Genomic DNA, 17154 nt, shown 5'->3' with positions numbered 1-17154 from the left:
GCGTGCGTGGGATAGCGGGGGACCCTCTGCGAGTCCCCGTGCTGCGTCGCTACTCCCCACTGTTCGCCGTGTTCCTGCTGTCCGGGCTGCTGACCCGGGCCGGGTTCGCGGGCGCGGCCAGGCCCGACGAGGCGGACCCAGTTCAACCCGAGCCCACGGCAGCGCCGATCCCCCACAGCGTGGCCACCCTGCTGGCGACGGATATCCCGGCGGACGCCCCCCAGAGCCGGAGCTGGCCCGCGCTGATCAACGCCCGGCTGCAGGCCCTGGTCCCGATCCAGCGGCACACGGCGGCGGCGACGGAGCGCAGCTTGCGACTGCGGGTCGAAGCGGCGCTCTCGGGCGTGGATGGGCGGGTGGCCGTGGAGATTCGTGATCTCGAGCGAGGCGAGGTGTTGCTGGCCCGCGACGCCGATCGGGCCCTGAATCCGGCCAGCAACCAGAAGCTGATCACGGCGATCGCCGCGGTCGAGCTGCTCGGCGCGGACTATCGTTTCGAGACCAAGGTCCTGCGCGAGGGCGACGCGCTGATTCTGCGCGGCGAAGGGGACCCCGATCTTCACGTCCGCGATCTGCACCGCCTCGCTGCGCGGGTGGCCAGTGAGATCGAGCTTGGTGGGATCCGCCGCTTGATCATCGACGACTCCGTGTTCGACGGGCGCACGCTCGGTCCCGGGTTTCGCAGCGACGGCCCAGGCGAGAGCTACATCGCGCCCAGTGGCGCGCTCGCGCTCGACTACGGCACCGTCGAGATCACCACGTCACCGGGCGCCTACCTGCGGCCCGCACAGATCCACCTCGAGCCAAGCGGCGCCGCGATCGAGCTGATCGCCGACACCCGCACCGAGGCCGGGTCGCTCGAGGTGACGACCCGCCCCGGCGCCGACGGACGGACGATCGTCGAGGTCGTCGGCGCGATCCCGGGCGGCCACGCGCCGATCAGCGTGCGTCGCCGGGTCGCCGATCCGGGGCTGGTCGCGGGCCACAACTTCGCGGAGCTGCTGGCCGCCCACAGCGGGGGCGAGCCGCTGCCGGTCGCGCGCGGTCGGGCCTCGGCCGACGCCGCGCTGATCGCCACCCATCAGTCGGCCACGCTGATCACGGTCTCGAGCTCGGCCCTGCGCTACTCGAACAACTTCACGGCCGAGCAGATCCTGCGCACGCTGGCGTGGCGGGCGACTGGCGAGCCGGGCACCTGGGCCGCGGGCGTCGAGCTGCTCGATCGCTTCGCCGCGCGCGTGAGCCCGACCCGCGCCGACGCCCAGCGCTTCGTCAATGGATCGGGCCTGTCACACGACGGCCGGCTGAGCCCGAGCTTCCTCGTGGACGTGCTGAGCCTGGCGCAGCGGCCGGGCTCGCCGGCCAACGCGCTGCTGGCGAGCTTCGCCAAGGCCGGCGGTGAGGGCACCCTCCACGGCCGAACACCCCACGCTGGCGCCCGGGTGCTGGCCAAGACCGGCACCTACGCGGGCGCGAGCAGCCTCTCGGGGATCGTCCGCGCATCGTCCGACGGGCGGAATCTCGGGTTCTCGGTGCTCGTCAACGGCGGGGAGCTCGACCGCAGTCGGGCCGCCCAAGATCAAGTGGTCGCGGCGCTGCTGCGGCTGTGATACCGGGACTCGAGCATGAGCCATCAGCGCCTCGCCCTGATCTATGGAGGTCGCTCTTCGGAGCACGAGGTCTCGATCCGCAGCGCGACCGAGGTCCTCGCCGCGGTCGACCGCGACCGCTTCGAGCCGGTGCCGATCGCGGTGACGCGCGAGGGTCGGTTCAAGACCGGGTCCTCGGCGCGCCCGCTCGCCGAGCTCATCCGCGAGGGTGACGACGTCGATCAGATCGCCCCGCTGCTGCGCTCGTGCGCCTGCGTGTTCCCGCTGTTGCACGGCCCCCACGGCGAGGACGGCACGTTCCAGGGTCTGTTCGAGGTGCTGGGCGTCCCCTATGTCGGGTCGGGGGTGCTGGCCTCGTCGCTGTGCATGGACAAGGCCGCGTTCAAGCATCACGTGGCCGCCGCGCCCTACGAGATCCCCGTGACCCCCGGCGTCAGCCTCGACGTCGTGCTCGAGGGCCACGAGCCGGCGCTCGCCCGCGCTCACGCGACCGCCGCACAGCTCGGCTACCCGGTCTTCGTCAAGCCCGCCAACCAGGGATCCTCGGTCGGGGTGAGCCGCGCGGCCGACCGCGCGCAGCTCGACGCCGCGCTCGCCCTCGCCTTGCGCTACGACACCCGGATCATCGTCGAGCAGGGCCTCGACGCGCGCGAGATCGAGCTTGCGGTGTTGGGCGACGGCGGCCCGGACACGATCGTCAGCATGCCCGGCGAGATCATCTTGCCCACGGGGCAGTGGTACACCTACGAGAGCAAGTACATCGACGACGTCGCGACCTACGCGATCCCGACCGAGCTCCCGGCCGCCACCACCGAGCAGCTGCGCGAGCTGGCGCTTCGCGCGTTTCGAGCCACCCGCGGCGCCGGGCTGGCGCGCGTGGACTTCCTGGTCGAGCGAGGCTCGCTGACGCCCTGGCTCAACGAGGTCAACACCATGCCGGGCTTCACGTCGATCAGCATGTATCCCAAGATGATGGGTGCCGCCGGCGTCGCCTACTCGGAGCTGATCACCCGGCTCGTCGAGCTCGGGCTCGACGCCCACCGCCGACGCAGCGCGCTTGCGACGTTGCGCTGACCCGGCCCGCAGCGACACCGACATGCGCGATAGACGGGGCGCGTCGCTCGGCCAACGTCGACTACGGGGCGCTGCGTGTGTCGCCGAAAAGTTTCCCAATTGAACGCCGTTCATGTCTATGATGGAACTGAACGATCGTGCGCAGTCGCGGACGGCCCCCATCCGCCACCGTTCGATGTTAAGATTCCAGCCTCCCATACCGAGATGACGGCGACCCCGGCCCATAAATCTCCAGCGTTGCTGGTGTCGAACGACCGAACCCCTACGCGATCGCGTCACGCTCGAGGAGCTTCAAAAGCAATGAACCGCACCATAACTTCTTGCCTCATCCTTCCGCTCACGCTCGCCGTAGCAGCGTGTCCCGCCGAGCCCCCCGTGGCGGACGGCGACGACTCGACATCGATCAACATCACCATGAGCGGCGACGGCGACGGCGATACCGGCGACGGTGATCCTTCCACGGGCGACGGCGACGGTGATCCTGGCGACGGTGATGGCGACGACGGCATGAATTGTGGCGAGGTCTCGATCGCGCCCAAGTACGTGCCCCCCAACGTCGTGCTTGTGGTCGACGCCTCCGGCAGCATGGTCGGCAATTCCTGGGACCACGACCTCGACGACCAGACCCCCGACGTGACCCGTTGGAACTCGCTCCACGGCGTCGTGGTCTCGGTCATGGACCAGTTCGGCGCGGCCATGAACGCGGGAATCCAGCGGTTCCCGTCCGCCGACGCGTGCCCCAACGCGACCCCACAAAACTCGATGTGTTACAACGCCGACTCGTGCATCACTGGCAGCATGCCAGAGGTCGGCGTCGCGCTGGACAATAGCGCGGCGGTCATCGCCGCTATCCCTGGCCCCGGCGCTGGCAACACCGAGATCGTTGGCGGCACCCCGGCAACCCGCGGCATCAATTCCGCGGTCACGCACCTCAAGGCGCAGTCGCCCGACCTCGCCCGCTACATCCTCCTGATCACCGACGGCGCGGCGAACTGCATGGTCGGTGGGCAGACGACCACCGAGCTGCTCGAGACCTACGACCCGGGCCTCGCTCCAGCCGTCCAGACCGCCTACATGGACGACAACATCACGACCTTCGTCGTGGGCATCGACATCATCGACGCGCTCGTCGGCCAGGGCCCCGAGGGTTCGCCAGAGGCCAACCCGTTCGAGCGTCTCAACGAGGTGGCGCTCGCTGGTGGCGCCCCGAAGAACGGTGGCAACGACGCCGAGAAGTTCTTCAACTCCACCAACCAAGACGAGCTGCTGATGGCGCTGGGTCTGATCATCGAAGACATCACCGAGTGCGTCATCAACCTCAACGACACTGAAGAGGGTCCGCCGCCGCTGTCCCAGGTCCCCTACGTCCAGTTCTTCGACGGCAACACGGAGATCCCCAAGGTCGACGACTGCGACAACGAGGACGGCTGGACCTGGCTCGAGGAAGGCGTGATCGTGACCTTCTGCGGGTCCTACTGCGAGGACTTCAAGACCGGGTCCTCGTTCGACGGTACCTACGGCTGCCCCCCGCCTGGGTAGCTGCTGCCCCGCCCGGGGACAATCGACCACGACCACGACCACGGCCCGGGTGCCGTGGTCGCTCACGTTGGAGCACAATGCCACCGGTGATCACACGCGAGACGCGAGGATTTGTCGCTCCCGAGTTCGCGCCCCTCGTGCGCGCCCTCGAGCTCTACGTGCCAGCGCGAGGTCCCGGTGGTGCCGTGCTCAGCGTGCATCACCGCGGCCAGCTCGTGGCCAACCTCGCGATCGGAACCCGAGATCGGGCCGGCGCGCTGATGCAGCCCGAGACCCTGATCATGAGCCTGTCGACGGTCAAGGGTGTCACCGCGACGCTGCTGCACATCATCGCCGACCGCGGGATCATCGATCTGGCCGCTCCCGTCGCGTACTACTGGCCCGAGTTCGCCCAGGCCGGCAAGCGGGAGATCACCGTACACGAGCTGGTCTCCCACCGCGCCGGGCTCTACATGCTGCCCGACATCATCGAGCGCATCGAGGATATCTACGACTGGGAGCACATGGTCAGCGCCCTCGCTCGCGCCGAGCCTGCCCACGCGCCCGGCCGTGATCTTGGCTACCACGCCTGGACCTTTGGGTGGCTCGTGGGCGAGCTGCTGCAGCGCGCGACCCGGGCCTCGTTCTCCGACTTGCTGCGTGAGTGCATCAGCGAGCCGCTTGGCCTGACGGGTTGCTACATTGGGCTGCCGGATCAAGAGCACCATCGCGTCGCCCAGATCATGCAGATCCAAGCGCCGCGCTCGGAGACCGGGCGATCGCTGGTCACCCGCGCCCCCGCGCTCGCGCAGGCCGGCATCGAGCTCGGCAGCAAGGCCGCGCGCGCGCTGGGCCTGCGCTTTGACCCTGCGCAGGCCATACGTGCGATGGCTCCCCCGGGTCTGGCCCAGCTCAACCTCAACGCGCCGGCCTTCTTGCGGGCCGTGATCCCCTCCGTCAACGGGGTATTCGACGCATTGTCACTCTCGCGGATCTACGCGGCCCTCGCCAACGGCGGCGAGCTCGATGGCGTGCGCTTGTTGTCACGCGCGGCGATCGATCGCGCGCGGACGGACCAGAGCGCGGGGCTTGGCCGGGTGATCCCGTTTCCGCTGCGGGTGAAGATGGGCTACCACCGACCGGTGTCGCTGGGCGTGCGGGTGTCCCTGCTGGGGCGCGATCGGGATCTGGGGATTGCCAGCGCTGATGCGTTTGGGCACTTCGGGCTTGGGGGGTCGGGGGCTTGGGCGGATCCCGAGCGGGAGCTCTCGGTGGCTGTGATTACGAATTGCTTTGTTGGTCGCCTGCCCGGTGACCTGCGTACGGTTGGGGTTTGTACGGCGGCTAACTTTTCTGCTGATCGGCGGGCGCAGGCGGATTGAGCCGGACGATCTGGGCCGGATCCGGCTCGCGGGGCGCGATGCAACGCGGACTTGTGTGTCGTAGGGGGGATCTGTGTAGCGAACGTCTGTGTAGAAGCGCTCGAAGACTGCGCGGCTTCGATCATGTGAATAATCGGTGTTCGCTCAGGCCGCGAGCGCTTCGTAGAAATGACCTGGACCACTGTGGGACGTGTGGCCATGTTTGCGATATTGTCGATGGTGCTGGGGCGTGTAATGACGGGGTTTGTGCCCCGACTCTCAGCGAGTGTATCGCTAGCGCGGATCCTCTGGTGCGCTGTACTGACGTGTGTCTGGGAGAAGGAAAGGTGTGCGCGGACGGCGGGCGTGGTGGGGCGACCTTCGTCCGGTACCGTTCCTTCAATTCCTGTAACATGTTCGTTTCCCATGCTCATGGGAAATTATCACTACCGCTGCTGCTGCGGCGATTCGTGACATCACGTCCCGATTCAAGCCCGGTAGCGAGGGCATCGCCTCGCCGTCGAACGCAGTCGCAGTTGCACGAACTCGGCCGCTGCGTCGCAGTCGCTCGAGGCGTCGATCCGGGAAACGTGCACGGGCCCGCTTCGCCCGCCCCCTTCGAAAGCATCACAATGGTTGGGCAATCCAAACCACATCGGCGAAGGCCAACCCAGACGCCACGAGGCATTGCACCACGGGCCCCACCAGGGTCTACTGATCCAGTGACCGATCCCGATCGTCCTGGCTCGATTGTTGGCCTGCTCGCGCGGCTCGTGTGGCTGCGGCGCCCCGTCGCGTTGCCGCTTGCCGGCCTCGCGCTGCTCCTGTTCGTCGGCAGCCTGCGCCTGTGCCCCGAGCCCGGCGTGCGCGTGGCCACCTTCAACATCCGAAACTTCCCTGAGAATCCGGCCCAGATCGATGGCGCATTCAAGGCCATCGCCGAGCTCGAGCTCCCGGTGATCGCGGTCCAGGAGATCACCGACCCCTTCGCGTTTGTGGCGGCGACCAAGCGGCAGCTCGGCAAGAGCTGGCGCGCGGAGTTTGGCCCCTACGCGCGCTCGCAGCGGTTGTTGCTGCCGGGCGTGCTCTACAACGGGTACCACTACGAGCTCGACTACGCTCGCTTGCATCGCAACACCCAGACCAACGGCAGCGGGCGCCCGGTGCTCGAGGTCCGCTTGTTCGATCGCAACGGCGGACCGACGCTGCGGGTGTTCGTCGTGCACCTCAAAGCTGGCGGCGACGGGGTCGAGATCCGGCGCGAGCAGCTGCGCGCGCTGACGGGCGTGGTGGGTCGGGCCGCGCGTGGGCGCGATCAAGTGATGGTGCTCGGCGACTTCAACTCCACCAGCGAGGGCGACCGCGCGAGCTTAACCCGCTTCGCCACCGATACCGGGTTGCACTGGGCCACGCGGGAGTTGGGGTGTACCGCCTACTGGCGGCCGCACAACACCTGTCGCGGCACCGCGCTGGACCACGTGTTCACGAGCCGGCCGCCGCGCGAGGCCGCCGCCCGCGGACCTTGTGAGAGCGTGGGCTGCGAACCTGGCGACAGCTGCCCGGTGTTTTATGACGAGGTCTCGGACCACTGCCCGGTGACCGTCGCGTTTTGATCGGGGATCAGCATGGCGGCGGGTGATCAGGCCGGCAGGCGAGCGACTTGTCAGCGTCGGGTGTGAAGCACGAGCATCACCGTCTCACTCTCGCGGCTCTCCAACCAGCACGCATTGCCGCCAATCTGGTGACGAGGCGCGGCAATGGAAAGCCGATACAGCGCCGTCAACAGATGCAGCGTCTGCGCCAGATCTGCGAAATTGACAGTCGATCACGATCGTTCCATCGACTCGAGGTACTAGCCAGTGATGACCTCTCAGCACCTCACTCTGGTCCTTCTCGCGGGCTTGCTCGGTGGACTGTTTGCCTGCGACGACGGTGGCCAGGACGGTGGCAAGGACGGTGGTACCTGTGAAGAGCCCCTCTCGCTCGACCCCGACTTCAGCATCACCTTCGAGATCCCCTCGGGCAACCCCGAGTACACCGGCGACTGCACCTTGTTGAGCGCCGGCGCAGCGGAAGGAAGCGTGACCCTCGAGCTCGAGTGCGACGGTGCCCCAGCACAGGTCACCGTCCCCGGTGACGCCGCTCCTCCCGGGCTCGAGGTGGGTGAGACCCTCAGCATGGAGCACGTACTGCCCAGCGAGGTCGACCTGACCTCGGCGACGAGCGTAACACTCAGCGATGACCAGGGGCTGGTGCTGGCGGCCTTCAAGCGCGTCTATGACCGCTTTGGAGCGGGACCCTTGGAGTTCGACTTCCACACCGACTGCGCTGAGGTGCACGACTACAGCGCGGCTGACGCGACGGTCACGTCTGCAGCTGGTTTCATTCGCGTGACCGGCGATGACGATCTCGACCTGGCAGCGGGCGAGACCGGCATGGTCGGCGCGGCGGGCCTCGACTTCGAGGTCTACGTCAACGCGGCGACGGCCCACAACTGCTGCCACGGCGACGTGATCGGCGCCGTCGCGGTGCGCCGCTGAAGCCTCGACGCGGGCAAGTCTGTCAGCCCCGCGTGGACAAGGCTCGGACCACTGCCGCGTGACCGTGGCGTTTTGATCGGAGATCAGCGTGGCGGTGGGTGATCAGGCCGGCAGGCGAGCGGCTTGTCAGCGTCGGGCGTGAAGCACGAGCCATTCACCGTCTCACCCTCGCGGCCCTCGAACGAGCACGCGTCGCCGCTCGCCCGGTCGGCGCAAGCTTCGACGGCTTCACGAGGTGGACGCGGGGGATGGTCGCCGTCCGATCCACCAGGTGCGTTTGCGAGGAGCGTGAGCAGGAAGGACTCGAGGATCAGCGTTGCGAGCGTCATCGCGTGGGTGCGTAGCGATACCCATTCCGAGCCAAAATCATCAGTAATTACAGCATCTTACAACCGCCGACTGCGATTAGAGTGCCGATCTCGCCGAGCGGCACCTGCCAACTCGGCACGCCCTCGCCCGATCACCCGACCGGATCGCAGATCCCACCATTCTCGATCTGGGCGTTGGTCCGAAACGTGTTGAGCTTCAGCCAGTGCTTGTCCTCGTACTGCGGAATCGTCCCATCCTCGCGCACATTCGTGACGTGATAGGTGTGCTGATTCCAGATCCGACGGGCCTGGATCCACCGATTCTCCGCGTCCTGAAACACCTGCACGGTCGGGAACGGATTCGGGCTTCCGCTGTACACAAAGGGATGGCTCGAGCCCACGACGATCTCGGCCGAGCCATCGTTGTCGACGTCGACGACGATCGGGTACTCGACGACCGTGGCGCTGCTGCGCGCTTGCTGGACCACGGGCGCGCCGCCCTGGCCGAACGCCCAGATGAAGTCCTCGTCGCCGTACATGGCCTCGGCCCCGTTGTCGCCCAGAAAGTCGAACGCGGTGCTGCCGGCCGAGCCGCTGCCATCGTCGACCGCCACGTCCCAGATCACGCCGCCCATCTGATCGTAGACCGCAAACCGACTGCCGGCTCCGAGCGCGAAGTCGGCGACGTCGTCACCGTTCATGTCGTGGACGGCCGGCGGGCGCGCGTAGTTGTACCCGCCGACCGGCTGCAAGCCGCTGAACTTGACGGTGCCGTCGTGCTCGACCACCGAGATGCCGACGTTGGAGGCGACCACGATCTCGGGATCCTCGTCGTCGTCCATGTTGGCGACGGCCGTGAAGCCCGAGCCGAGCCCGGCGCTGTTGTAGTAGAGCGAGCCGTCGTAGCGGTAGGCGGCGGTCGGGTGGATGATCTCCATGAACTCGTCTCCATCGAGGTCCGCGACGACCGTCGCCGGGCTCCACTGATTGGTGGTGTTGCTGGTCCACAGCACCTGCCCGGTGTGGTCGAGCACGATGTTCTCGAAGATGATCTCCACGTCTCCGTCGACGTCGATGTCGGCGAGGGCGATCGCCGGCCCGGTGTCCGAGTGTGGGGCCGCCGCGACCGAGGCGCTCTCCCACTTCAGGCTGCCGTCGTGCTCGAAGCAGTAGATGGTGTTTTGGTTGGACTGCACCAGGATCTCGGTGATCCCGTCATCGTCGATGTCACCGAGCGCGGGCGTGGTCCGCCAATTGACCGGCTGATTGATCTTGAAGTGCAAGGCGCCGGTCTCACCATCGAGCACGTAGAGGTTGCCGGGGTTGGGCGCGGTCGGGAACGCGAGCAGCACGACGTCGGGGATGTCGCACAGGTCGATCTCGCCGTCGTTGTTGTCGTCGGTCAGGTTCGCGACCAGCGGGGTGGTGAGGGTCTGGTGGTTGCCATCGTTGGGCGTGAACGCCCACTGCAAGACGGGCTCGAAGCTGTCGGCGGGAGCGAACTCTTCGCAGGGTCCCATGCCGTCGCCGTCGTCTTGGACCTTGCAGAGATCCCCGGTGTTGCCGGGCACGTCGGTCATGGCTGACTCGACGTCAAACTTCACGCCGTCGGTGTCGGGGTCGCCATCGCCGTCGCCTGGATCACCGTCGCCGTCACCGTCGCCGTCGCCGTCGCCTGGCTCACCGTCGCCATCGCCGGTGTCGCCGTCGCCGTCGCCGTTGCTGCCCATGGTCTCCGCACCGAACGTCAGCGTGCTGGGCCCCTCACCCTCGCTCGAGCCATCGTCACCACATCCAACAACCAAGCTCAGAGCCAACGCAACCACACCAGAATCTCGCAAGCGCATGCCCGGAGTATCACCGATGCCTGCGTCGCTCGCCAGATACGAGCGCGGGCGCCTCGACAGCCGAGGCGCCCGCGCGCGACTGGTGATCTTGCTTACAGCGGATTGATCTCGCCGAGCGAGAGGCCGCCGGGGTACGCGTAGCTGGCGAAGCTCGACTGACCACTCACGATCACCCCAAAGCCCTGCACCGAGCTCGCCTGGTTGGTGCCGGCCGTGCACATGGCCTCGCCGGGGTTCATGTCGATCGTCGCCCACTCCCAGTCGCTGTTTCCAATCGGCGTCCAGCGATTGTCGGGGACCGGGCCGCCGAGGCACTCGACGTTGACTTCGACGCCCGCGGGGCGGACCAGCTTGGCGAAGTCCTGAACGTAGGAGTCGTCGACCAAGAACACGTAGTCGGTGCGGTACTGCTCGACCGGGACCATGAGGACCATGTAGGGATCGCCGATGCAGGGCGCGGTCACCGACGAGCAACCGTACATGTAGCCGGCCATCAAGATCGGATCGTCGGCCGACACGAAGAAGTCTTGCTGGTCGTCGAACTCGACCATGTCGCCGCCGTCGAGGATGATCTGGGCGCCGAGCGAGATCGGGGGCTCGAAGTTGATGACGGTGTCGTCCTTGCTGGCGATGATCCGCCAGCGCATCGGCTCCATGTCGCGGATCGGGTTGCGCGAGGCCACGTACTCGTTGCCCCAGGTCTCGAGCGGGAAGATCTGCTCTTCGACGTGATCGCAGCCGTTGACGACCTCGTCGGGGACGTTGGCGCAGGAGTGACCGCCAAACACGGCGACGGGCTTGTCGGACTCGATCCGCGAGCCGCTCATGCTCTGCAGCTGGTCCTCCATGTTTTGGTCGACGATGCCGATCTGAATGTAGTCGTAGGCGTCGAGGACGATCTGCGTGGGCTGGTTGGCGACCATCGCCGGCAGCCCGCCCGAGCCGGCCGGGGTGTTGACGTGGGGCGTGATCGTGACGGTGGTGTCGTTCTCGGTCGCGATCACGTTGAGGGCCGAGCCCCCGCCGTAGCCCAAGGCCCACGCGAGGTGGATGTACTCACTGCCGAGCGAGTGGGTCGGCAGCAATAACGACGCGTCGGAGGTGATGCTGCTCGCGCCGCCGATCGGGTTGAACTGGGTGGCCACGACCGGGATGTCGGTCTCGACCCGAAACGCGGTGCCGGTTGCGATGCCGCTGGTCAGGATGCCCGCGTCCATGCCGTTGTAGTAGCTGGTGAAGCCAGCGTGCGAGCCCGAGACGTTGAAGACCTTGGACTCGCGCGGGCCCACGGTGTCCTGGATGATGACGGTCTGGGCGCCGATCCGCTTGTCCCAGATCTTGACGGTCGCGACGTCGTCCTCGCTGGGGTTGGCCACGGAGATCGCGTAGGTGAACGCGTCGCGCGGCGGCTGGTTCGACATGTCGACCGCCCAGAACTCGCAGCCGACGCTGGACTTGACCAGCTCCGCCTTCTCGCAGGCGTCGACACACTCGCCGCCAAAGCAAACTTCGTTGCCGGGGCACTCTTGCTCAGCGCTGAACTCCGTGCCGTTGTCGCTGCAGACGTGGAAGGTGTCGTCGCTGGTGCAGTAGGGCGAGCCGGGGGAGCAGATCAGATCGACGCAGGCGTCGACGATGCAGACGCTGTCGACGCACGCGCTCGTGTCCCAACCGGAGCACTCGTCGTTGCAGACCTCGATGGTGCTGTCGTCGGCGCAGACGCCCTCTTCACCGGGGACACACACGCAGGATTCACAGGCGCCCGTGTCCGCGTTGCAGAAGGTGTCGGCCGCACACGGGTCGGCTTCCCAGCTGCCGTCTACACAGATCTCGTGGCCTTCGTCGGTGCACAGCTCTTGCCCGCTGACACACTCACCGGGCTCGCCGTCGCCGTCGCCCGCCGGGTCGCCGTCGCCGTCGCCATCTCCGTCGCCGTCTCCATCTCCGTCGCCGTCGCCCGAGTCCGTCTCGAACACGGGGGTGTCGGTGCCCGGGGTGTCGTCGTTGCATCCGGCGATGCCGATCAGCGAGACACACGGCAGCATGAGCGCGAGGCTAGGCAGACGTAAGCGAGTCATGACCCGATCATCCCACCAGTGCCGGGAGGTCACAAGCAAACAGTATTTGAGCTTGGAGGTGCGGCTCGGCGATCACGCGGCTCGAGTGCTCCGTGAGCTGCGCGGCTGCGCGCCTTCGACCACAATTTTGGCCCAGCTTTGGCGCGACGCTGGAGCCATCTCCAAAAAAGCACGTGAAGGCTCGTGTATGCTGGCGGTCCCGCAGCTCCCCTCCGATGCACAGCAGCGACCCCACTCCCGATCAGCGGCGGCCGTTCGGCGACTACGTGATCCTTCGGGTGCTCGGCCAGGGCGGGATGGGCACGGTCTACGAGGCGGAGGAGCAGCTATCGCGCCGCCGCGTGGCGCTGAAGATCCTGCGCAGCGAGCTCAGCGGCACCGGCCAGGGTCGCCGCCAGTTCGTGGCCGAGATGGGGATCCTCGCCAGCCTCGACGACCCGCACATCGTCCGCTGCCTGCACTGTGCAGAGATCGAGGGCCAGCTGGTCATGGCGCTCGAGTACCTCGAGGGTCAGACGCTGCGCGAGCTGCTGAACGCACGCGGCGCGCTGCCGTGGACCGAGGTCGCCAGCTACGCGTGGCAGATCGCTTCGGCGCTGCGGGTCGCCCACTCGCGCGAGCCGGCGGTCATTCACCGCGACCTCAAGCCCGAGAATGTCATGCGCCTCGCCGACGGCCGCGTGAAGGTCATGGACTTCGGGATCGCCAAGATCGTGCAGACCATGGCGGGGAACACGACAAACAACCCCGCCGGAACTCTTCGGTACATGAGCCCCGAGCAGATCGACGCGCGGTCCGTCGATGGCCGCTCGGATCTGTTCGCGCTCGGCCTGGTCATGTGGGAGCTGCTGGCCGGGCGGGGGCCGTTCGACGCCGACTCCCCGCGGCTGTTGTTGGAGCAGCTGTGCACCGCACCGACGCCACAGCTGCCGGACTACGCCCGCCAGCAGCTGCCGCCCCCTGCAGAGCAGCTGATCATGCGCTTGCTCGAGAAGGATCCGAACGCGCGGCCGCGGGACGCGAACGAGGTGCTCGCGACCCTTGGGGCGCTTCGATTCGCACCGACCGTCGCTGCGCAGCCATCGGCTCCGGCACCTCCAGCCAGCTACGCGGCGTCCAACACTCGACCGGCCCCGCAACAAGCCAAATTCGACACGATCGCGATCGTCGCCGAAGCGACTCGGCCCCAGCGGCCCGCGCGATGGATCGCGCCGACCCTGGTCGCGGGCGGACTGGTGGTCGCGCTGGTCCTCGGGTGGATCTTCATTGGTCCGCTCCTGGACCCGCGAGCGCCGCCCAGTGATGACCCGGCGCCCACCAATGAGCTGGCGGCCCCGGCCTCGGCGCAGGCACCTGAGCCAGTGAAGCCAGGCGCGTGCAAGGGCGTGGCCGGGCAGTGGCGGGGGTCGTGGGAGCTCCGCACCGTCGCCACCAAGGCGATCAAGGCCAGCTGGGTCGGGGGAAGCTCGTTGAACGAGGTGAGCGTCGACGTCGAGGGCTGTGCGCTCAGCGGGACCGGCCGCAAGCTGCTCGACGGCAAGGAGCGATGGCGCTTCGATGTCGACGGCGCGGTCGCGGACGACGGCTCGGCGCAGCTCCACTACAAGGTCGTGGGGCGCAACATCGAGGGGACCTGGTTGATCTCGCCCGACGGCAGCGGGACCTGGACCTCGGCAGCCGACGATGTCTCCGGCACGCTGACGGTGACCCGGCTGCGCGCGAATCAGTGAATCGCCGGTCGCTCGATCACCGTCCGGCGACGTAGCTGGCGACCGCCGCGATCGACTCTGGGTTCGACGTGAACAGCCCGGTCCCGTGCGAGCCCGCGGCGTACTCGACGAAGCTCCACGACGCGGGCGCGTACGCCTGGACAGCTTGGTTCCACGCCGCCTCACCGCTCGGGTACGCAAACATGGTCGGGATCGAGACGAGCGCGTCGAGGTTGGCCTCGAGCGAGGTCTGGTTCTCCGTGTACTGGCCAGGACTGAGAAACACCATGCGGGTCGGCGGATCGTAGCGAGCCTGCTCGGTGGCGTAGAGGGCCATGTCGAGCGCGCCAGTGGTCCCGTTGCTGGCCCCGACGATCACCACGCTGCCATTGGCGCACGGATGATCGGCCATGAAGTCGATCGCTGCCTTCGCGTCGAGCCGCGCGGTCTCGCCGATGTAGCCGTCCTCGGACTCGCCACCCGAGCCCGGCGCGCCGCGGCGGTTGACGTTGATGACGTTGAGCCCGTGGTCCTCGGCGAGCAACGCGATGAAGCCCGGCGGGTAGTTGCGCTTGTCGTTGGGTGGGATCATGTGGAGCAGTAGCGCCGTGGTCGTGACCTCGCCGGGCAGGTAGAGGTCCGCGGCGAGCTCGATGCCGTCGTCGGTGATCAGGGTGATCTCGGCGACGTCCTGCGTGCACCCAATGCTTGTGTCGTCGGGGTCGCCCTCGCCATCGCCAGTGCCCGGATCGCCGTCGCCGTCGCCACTACTGGTGGTCGATTCTGTCGTTTGTTTGGGCCCGTCGCCGCTGCCCGAGCTGGCGCAGGCTGAGGCGGGGACAAACAACCAGACAATCGCAAGCGTGCGCGCGCAGAGTTGGTTGGCCATGACCCGCCAATGGTAGCGTGGAGCGATGGCTGATCTTCGCCGATTCTCAGCTTGGCAGCACGCCGCTGCACTTCGCCGCCCACCGCGGGTTCAGGGAGATCGTCGACGCGCTGCTCGACGCGGGGCTGAGCAAGAACGGCGGGAGGCCGTCGCCGCGCTGCTGCGTGATCCTGGCACCTACGGTTGAGAGCTCAGTCAAAGATGTTCACGGTCTCGCTCGCCTGCTTGGCGCGGGCGGCCCAACGCTGCAGCAGGTCTGCGTCGCTGCAGCCTTGGATCTTTGCCCTGGATGCCGTGTCCACCGGGAGCTCACGAAGCTCGAGGATCGTGAACACGAGCTCGGCGAGGACTTCCAGCTTGCCCTCGCGCTTGCCGTCATCTCGCCCGTCGTGATAGGCGATGCTGTTGAGTTCGAGTTCCGTGAGTTCGTGGCGTTCTTCCATCGTCAGGTCTCCGATCATGCGTTCGCGTTCGTGCTGCGGTACGGCGCTCAGGATGATCGCAGCATAGCGCCATCGGCGTGCGTCCGCGAGATCCAGCGCGACACCCCAGGCAAATTGCGCGATCTCGTAGTCGCCGTTGATCGCGTGGAGCACCGCCGAGAGCACGACCATTGCGGGGCGCAGGCGGGCCAGCTCGAGAGCGGTAATGCGCGGCATGTTTTCGTGGTCGAGAACCAGCAAACCTTCACGCATTGGGATCTCCAAACGCCCGAGCCCTCGCGACCAGCGCCCCACGGCCTTGGACAGCGGGACCACGAGAACCGCAGTATTTCGCTTCAGTTGCTCGGCGAGCAGGGCCCAGTAGACCCACAGGCGCCAGCGCTTGGTCGAGTTGATGCGCTTTTGGACCTCGACGATCACCGCGATCCCGGCACGGCGATGTTCCGGTTGCTCGAGCTCGGCGGAGAGCGCGAGGTCCATCCGAAGCTCCCCGGTGTCTCCGGTGATCGGCAGATAGCGATCGATCTCTCCCTTGCGATCGGTGTATTGCGTCAGTGGCGGCAGCTCGATGCCAAACACTGACCGCAGCAGGTCGAACGCTAGCCTCGGGTCATCGCGGAACAGCGAGACAACTCCTTGGTGTAGTGTGCTTGGCATCGTGACGCACCACCAAGGCAAGCTACGTGCCACGGCGATTTAGCAATGATTTCGGGCGAGGTGGGAATTATGAGTGGCCCGGCAGCGGGCCAGTGGCCCGCTGCCGGGCCGCCCCTGTGTCCCGAAGCATGGCCAGCTACAGCTTGATCGACTCGAATCGCCGCTGAAGGTGGGGAAACCAGCGCGTCGGATCACCTTCGACATGCACCCGTCCATGCCGCGCGTGATGCTGGGGCTTACCGCAACCTCGCTGACCCGGCCGCTCTTGCGGATCTCGACTGCGAAGTTCAACTCGTAGAGGTCGCCCCTCGCCGAGCTCGTGCTCACCCACGCTCCGCGAGCTCAGTCAAAGATGTTCGCGGTCTCGCTCGCCTGCTTGGCGCGGGCGGCCCAACGCTGCAGCAGGTCTGCGTCGCTGCAGCCTTGGATCTTTGCCCTGGATGCCGTGTCCACCGGGAGCTCACGAAGCTCGAGGATCGTGAACACGAGCTCCGCGAGGACTTCCAGCTTGCCCTCCAGCATGCCCTCGCGCTTGCCGTCATCTCGCCCGTCGTGATAGGCGATGCTGTTGAGTTCGAGTTCCGTGAGTTCGTGGCGTTCTTCCATCGTCAGGTCTCCGATCATGCGGTCACGTTCGTGCTGCGGTACGGCGCTCAGGATGATCGCAGCATAGCGCCATCGGCGTGCGTCCGCGAGATCCAGCGCGACACCCCAGGCAAATTGCGCGATCTCGTAGTCGCCGTTGATCGCGTGGAGCACCGCCGAGAGCACGACCAACGCGGGGCGCAGCCGGGCCAGCTCGAGGTCGGTGATGCGCGGCATGTTTTCGTGGTCGAGAACCAGCAAACCTTCACGCATCGGGATCTCCAAACGCCCGAGTCCTCGCGACCAGCGCCCCACGGCCTTGGACAGCGGGACCACGAGAACCGCAGTATTTCGCTTCAGTTGCTCGGCGAGCAGCGCCCAATACACCCACAGGCGCCAGCGCTTGGTCGAGTTGATGCGCTTTTGGACCTCGACGATCACCGCGATCCCGGCACGGCGATGTTCCGGTTGCTCGAGCTCGGCGGAGAGCGCGAGGTCCATCCGAAGCTCCCCGGTGTCTCCGGTGATCGGCAGA

Annotated in this window: 13 protein-coding genes and 1 pseudogene; 8 read left to right on the top strand and 6 right to left on the bottom strand. The window is 67.1% G+C overall.

What is annotated here, in order from left to right:
* The first annotated feature begins 38 nt into the window (after positions 1–38).
* The 6 genes from dacB (at position 39) to ENSA7_RS02955 (ending at position 8103) form a co-directional block, all read left to right on the top strand.
* Positions 39–1610 carry a D-alanyl-D-alanine carboxypeptidase/D-alanyl-D-alanine endopeptidase gene (gene dacB, locus ENSA7_RS02985; protein WP_181233029.1) on the top strand — a complete coding sequence of 524 codons (1572 nt, stop codon included), beginning with the start codon at positions 39–41 and terminating at the stop codon, positions 1608–1610.
* Positions 1611–1625: 15 nt separating this feature from the next.
* Positions 1626–2684 carry a D-alanine--D-alanine ligase family protein gene (locus ENSA7_RS02980; RefSeq protein ID WP_106087676.1) on the top strand — a complete coding sequence of 353 codons (1059 nt, stop codon included), beginning with the start codon at positions 1626–1628 and terminating at the stop codon, positions 2682–2684.
* Positions 2685–2984: 300 nt separating this feature from the next.
* Positions 2985–4223 carry a vWA domain-containing protein gene (locus ENSA7_RS02970; protein WP_181233027.1) on the top strand — a complete coding sequence of 413 codons (1239 nt, stop codon included), beginning with the start codon at positions 2985–2987 and terminating at the stop codon, positions 4221–4223.
* An 86-nt stretch (positions 4224–4309) separates the two neighbouring features.
* Positions 4310–5584 (top strand): serine hydrolase domain-containing protein, encoded by a 1275-nt coding sequence (locus ENSA7_RS02965; RefSeq protein ID WP_181233025.1) that lies wholly within the window; start codon positions 4310–4312, stop codon positions 5582–5584.
* Between the two features lie 701 nt (positions 5585–6285).
* Complete coding sequence (locus tag ENSA7_RS02960; RefSeq protein ID WP_106087672.1) at positions 6286–7176, top strand: endonuclease/exonuclease/phosphatase family protein; 891 nt, start codon at positions 6286–6288, stop codon at positions 7174–7176.
* Positions 7177–7425: 249 nt separating this feature from the next.
* Positions 7426–8103, top strand: coding sequence for a hypothetical protein (locus tag ENSA7_RS02955; RefSeq protein WP_106087671.1), 678 nt, complete (start codon positions 7426–7428; stop codon positions 8101–8103).
* Between the two features lie 83 nt (positions 8104–8186).
* On the opposite strand, the gene ENSA7_RS02950 is transcribed toward ENSA7_RS02955, so the two are convergent.
* The 3 genes from ENSA7_RS02950 to ENSA7_RS02935 form a co-directional block, all read right to left on the bottom strand.
* Entirely contained in the window at positions 8187–8432 is a 246-nt protein-coding gene (locus ENSA7_RS02950; protein WP_106087670.1) for a hypothetical protein, read from the bottom strand.
* A gap of 131 nt (positions 8433–8563) precedes the next feature.
* A complete protein-coding gene (locus ENSA7_RS02945; protein WP_181233023.1) occupies positions 8564–10258 on the bottom strand; it encodes an FG-GAP repeat domain-containing protein in 1695 nt (564 codons plus the stop codon).
* Between the two features lie 92 nt (positions 10259–10350).
* On the bottom strand, positions 10351–12336 hold the full coding sequence (locus tag ENSA7_RS02935) for an IgGFc-binding protein (RefSeq protein WP_146157263.1): 1986 nt from the start codon (positions 12334–12336) through the stop codon (positions 10351–10353).
* Positions 12337–12551: 215 nt separating this feature from the next.
* Here ENSA7_RS02935 and ENSA7_RS02930 point away from each other — a divergent pair, with 215 nt between their 5' ends.
* A complete protein-coding gene (locus tag ENSA7_RS02930; RefSeq protein WP_106087667.1) occupies positions 12552–14066 on the top strand; it encodes a serine/threonine-protein kinase in 1515 nt (504 codons plus the stop codon).
* A 16-nt stretch (positions 14067–14082) separates the two neighbouring features.
* On the opposite strand, the gene ENSA7_RS02925 is transcribed toward ENSA7_RS02930, so the two are convergent.
* Positions 14083–14934 carry a CocE/NonD family hydrolase gene (locus tag ENSA7_RS02925; RefSeq protein WP_106087666.1) on the bottom strand — a complete coding sequence of 284 codons (852 nt, stop codon included), beginning with the start codon at positions 14932–14934 and terminating at the stop codon, positions 14083–14085.
* Between the two features lie 17 nt (positions 14935–14951).
* Here ENSA7_RS02925 and ENSA7_RS46055 point away from each other — a divergent pair.
* A pseudogene (locus ENSA7_RS46055) lies at positions 14952–15050 on the top strand (hypothetical protein); the annotation flags it as partial.
* A gap of 75 nt (positions 15051–15125) precedes the next feature.
* Here ENSA7_RS46055 and ENSA7_RS02920 read toward each other — a convergent pair.
* On the bottom strand, positions 15126–15857 hold the full coding sequence (locus ENSA7_RS02920; protein WP_244923694.1) for a hypothetical protein: 732 nt from the start codon (positions 15855–15857) through the stop codon (positions 15126–15128).
* Positions 15858–16376: 519 nt separating this feature from the next.
* The coding region (locus tag ENSA7_RS02915; protein WP_219907897.1) for a hypothetical protein at positions 16377–17154 on the bottom strand (778 nt) is incomplete at its 5' end.

This window comes from Enhygromyxa salina, assembly GCF_002994635.1.
Lineage (GTDB): Bacteria > Myxococcota_A > Polyangia > Nannocystales > Nannocystaceae > Plesiocystis > Plesiocystis salina_B.
This window is presented reverse-complemented; position numbering and strand designations above follow the sequence as displayed.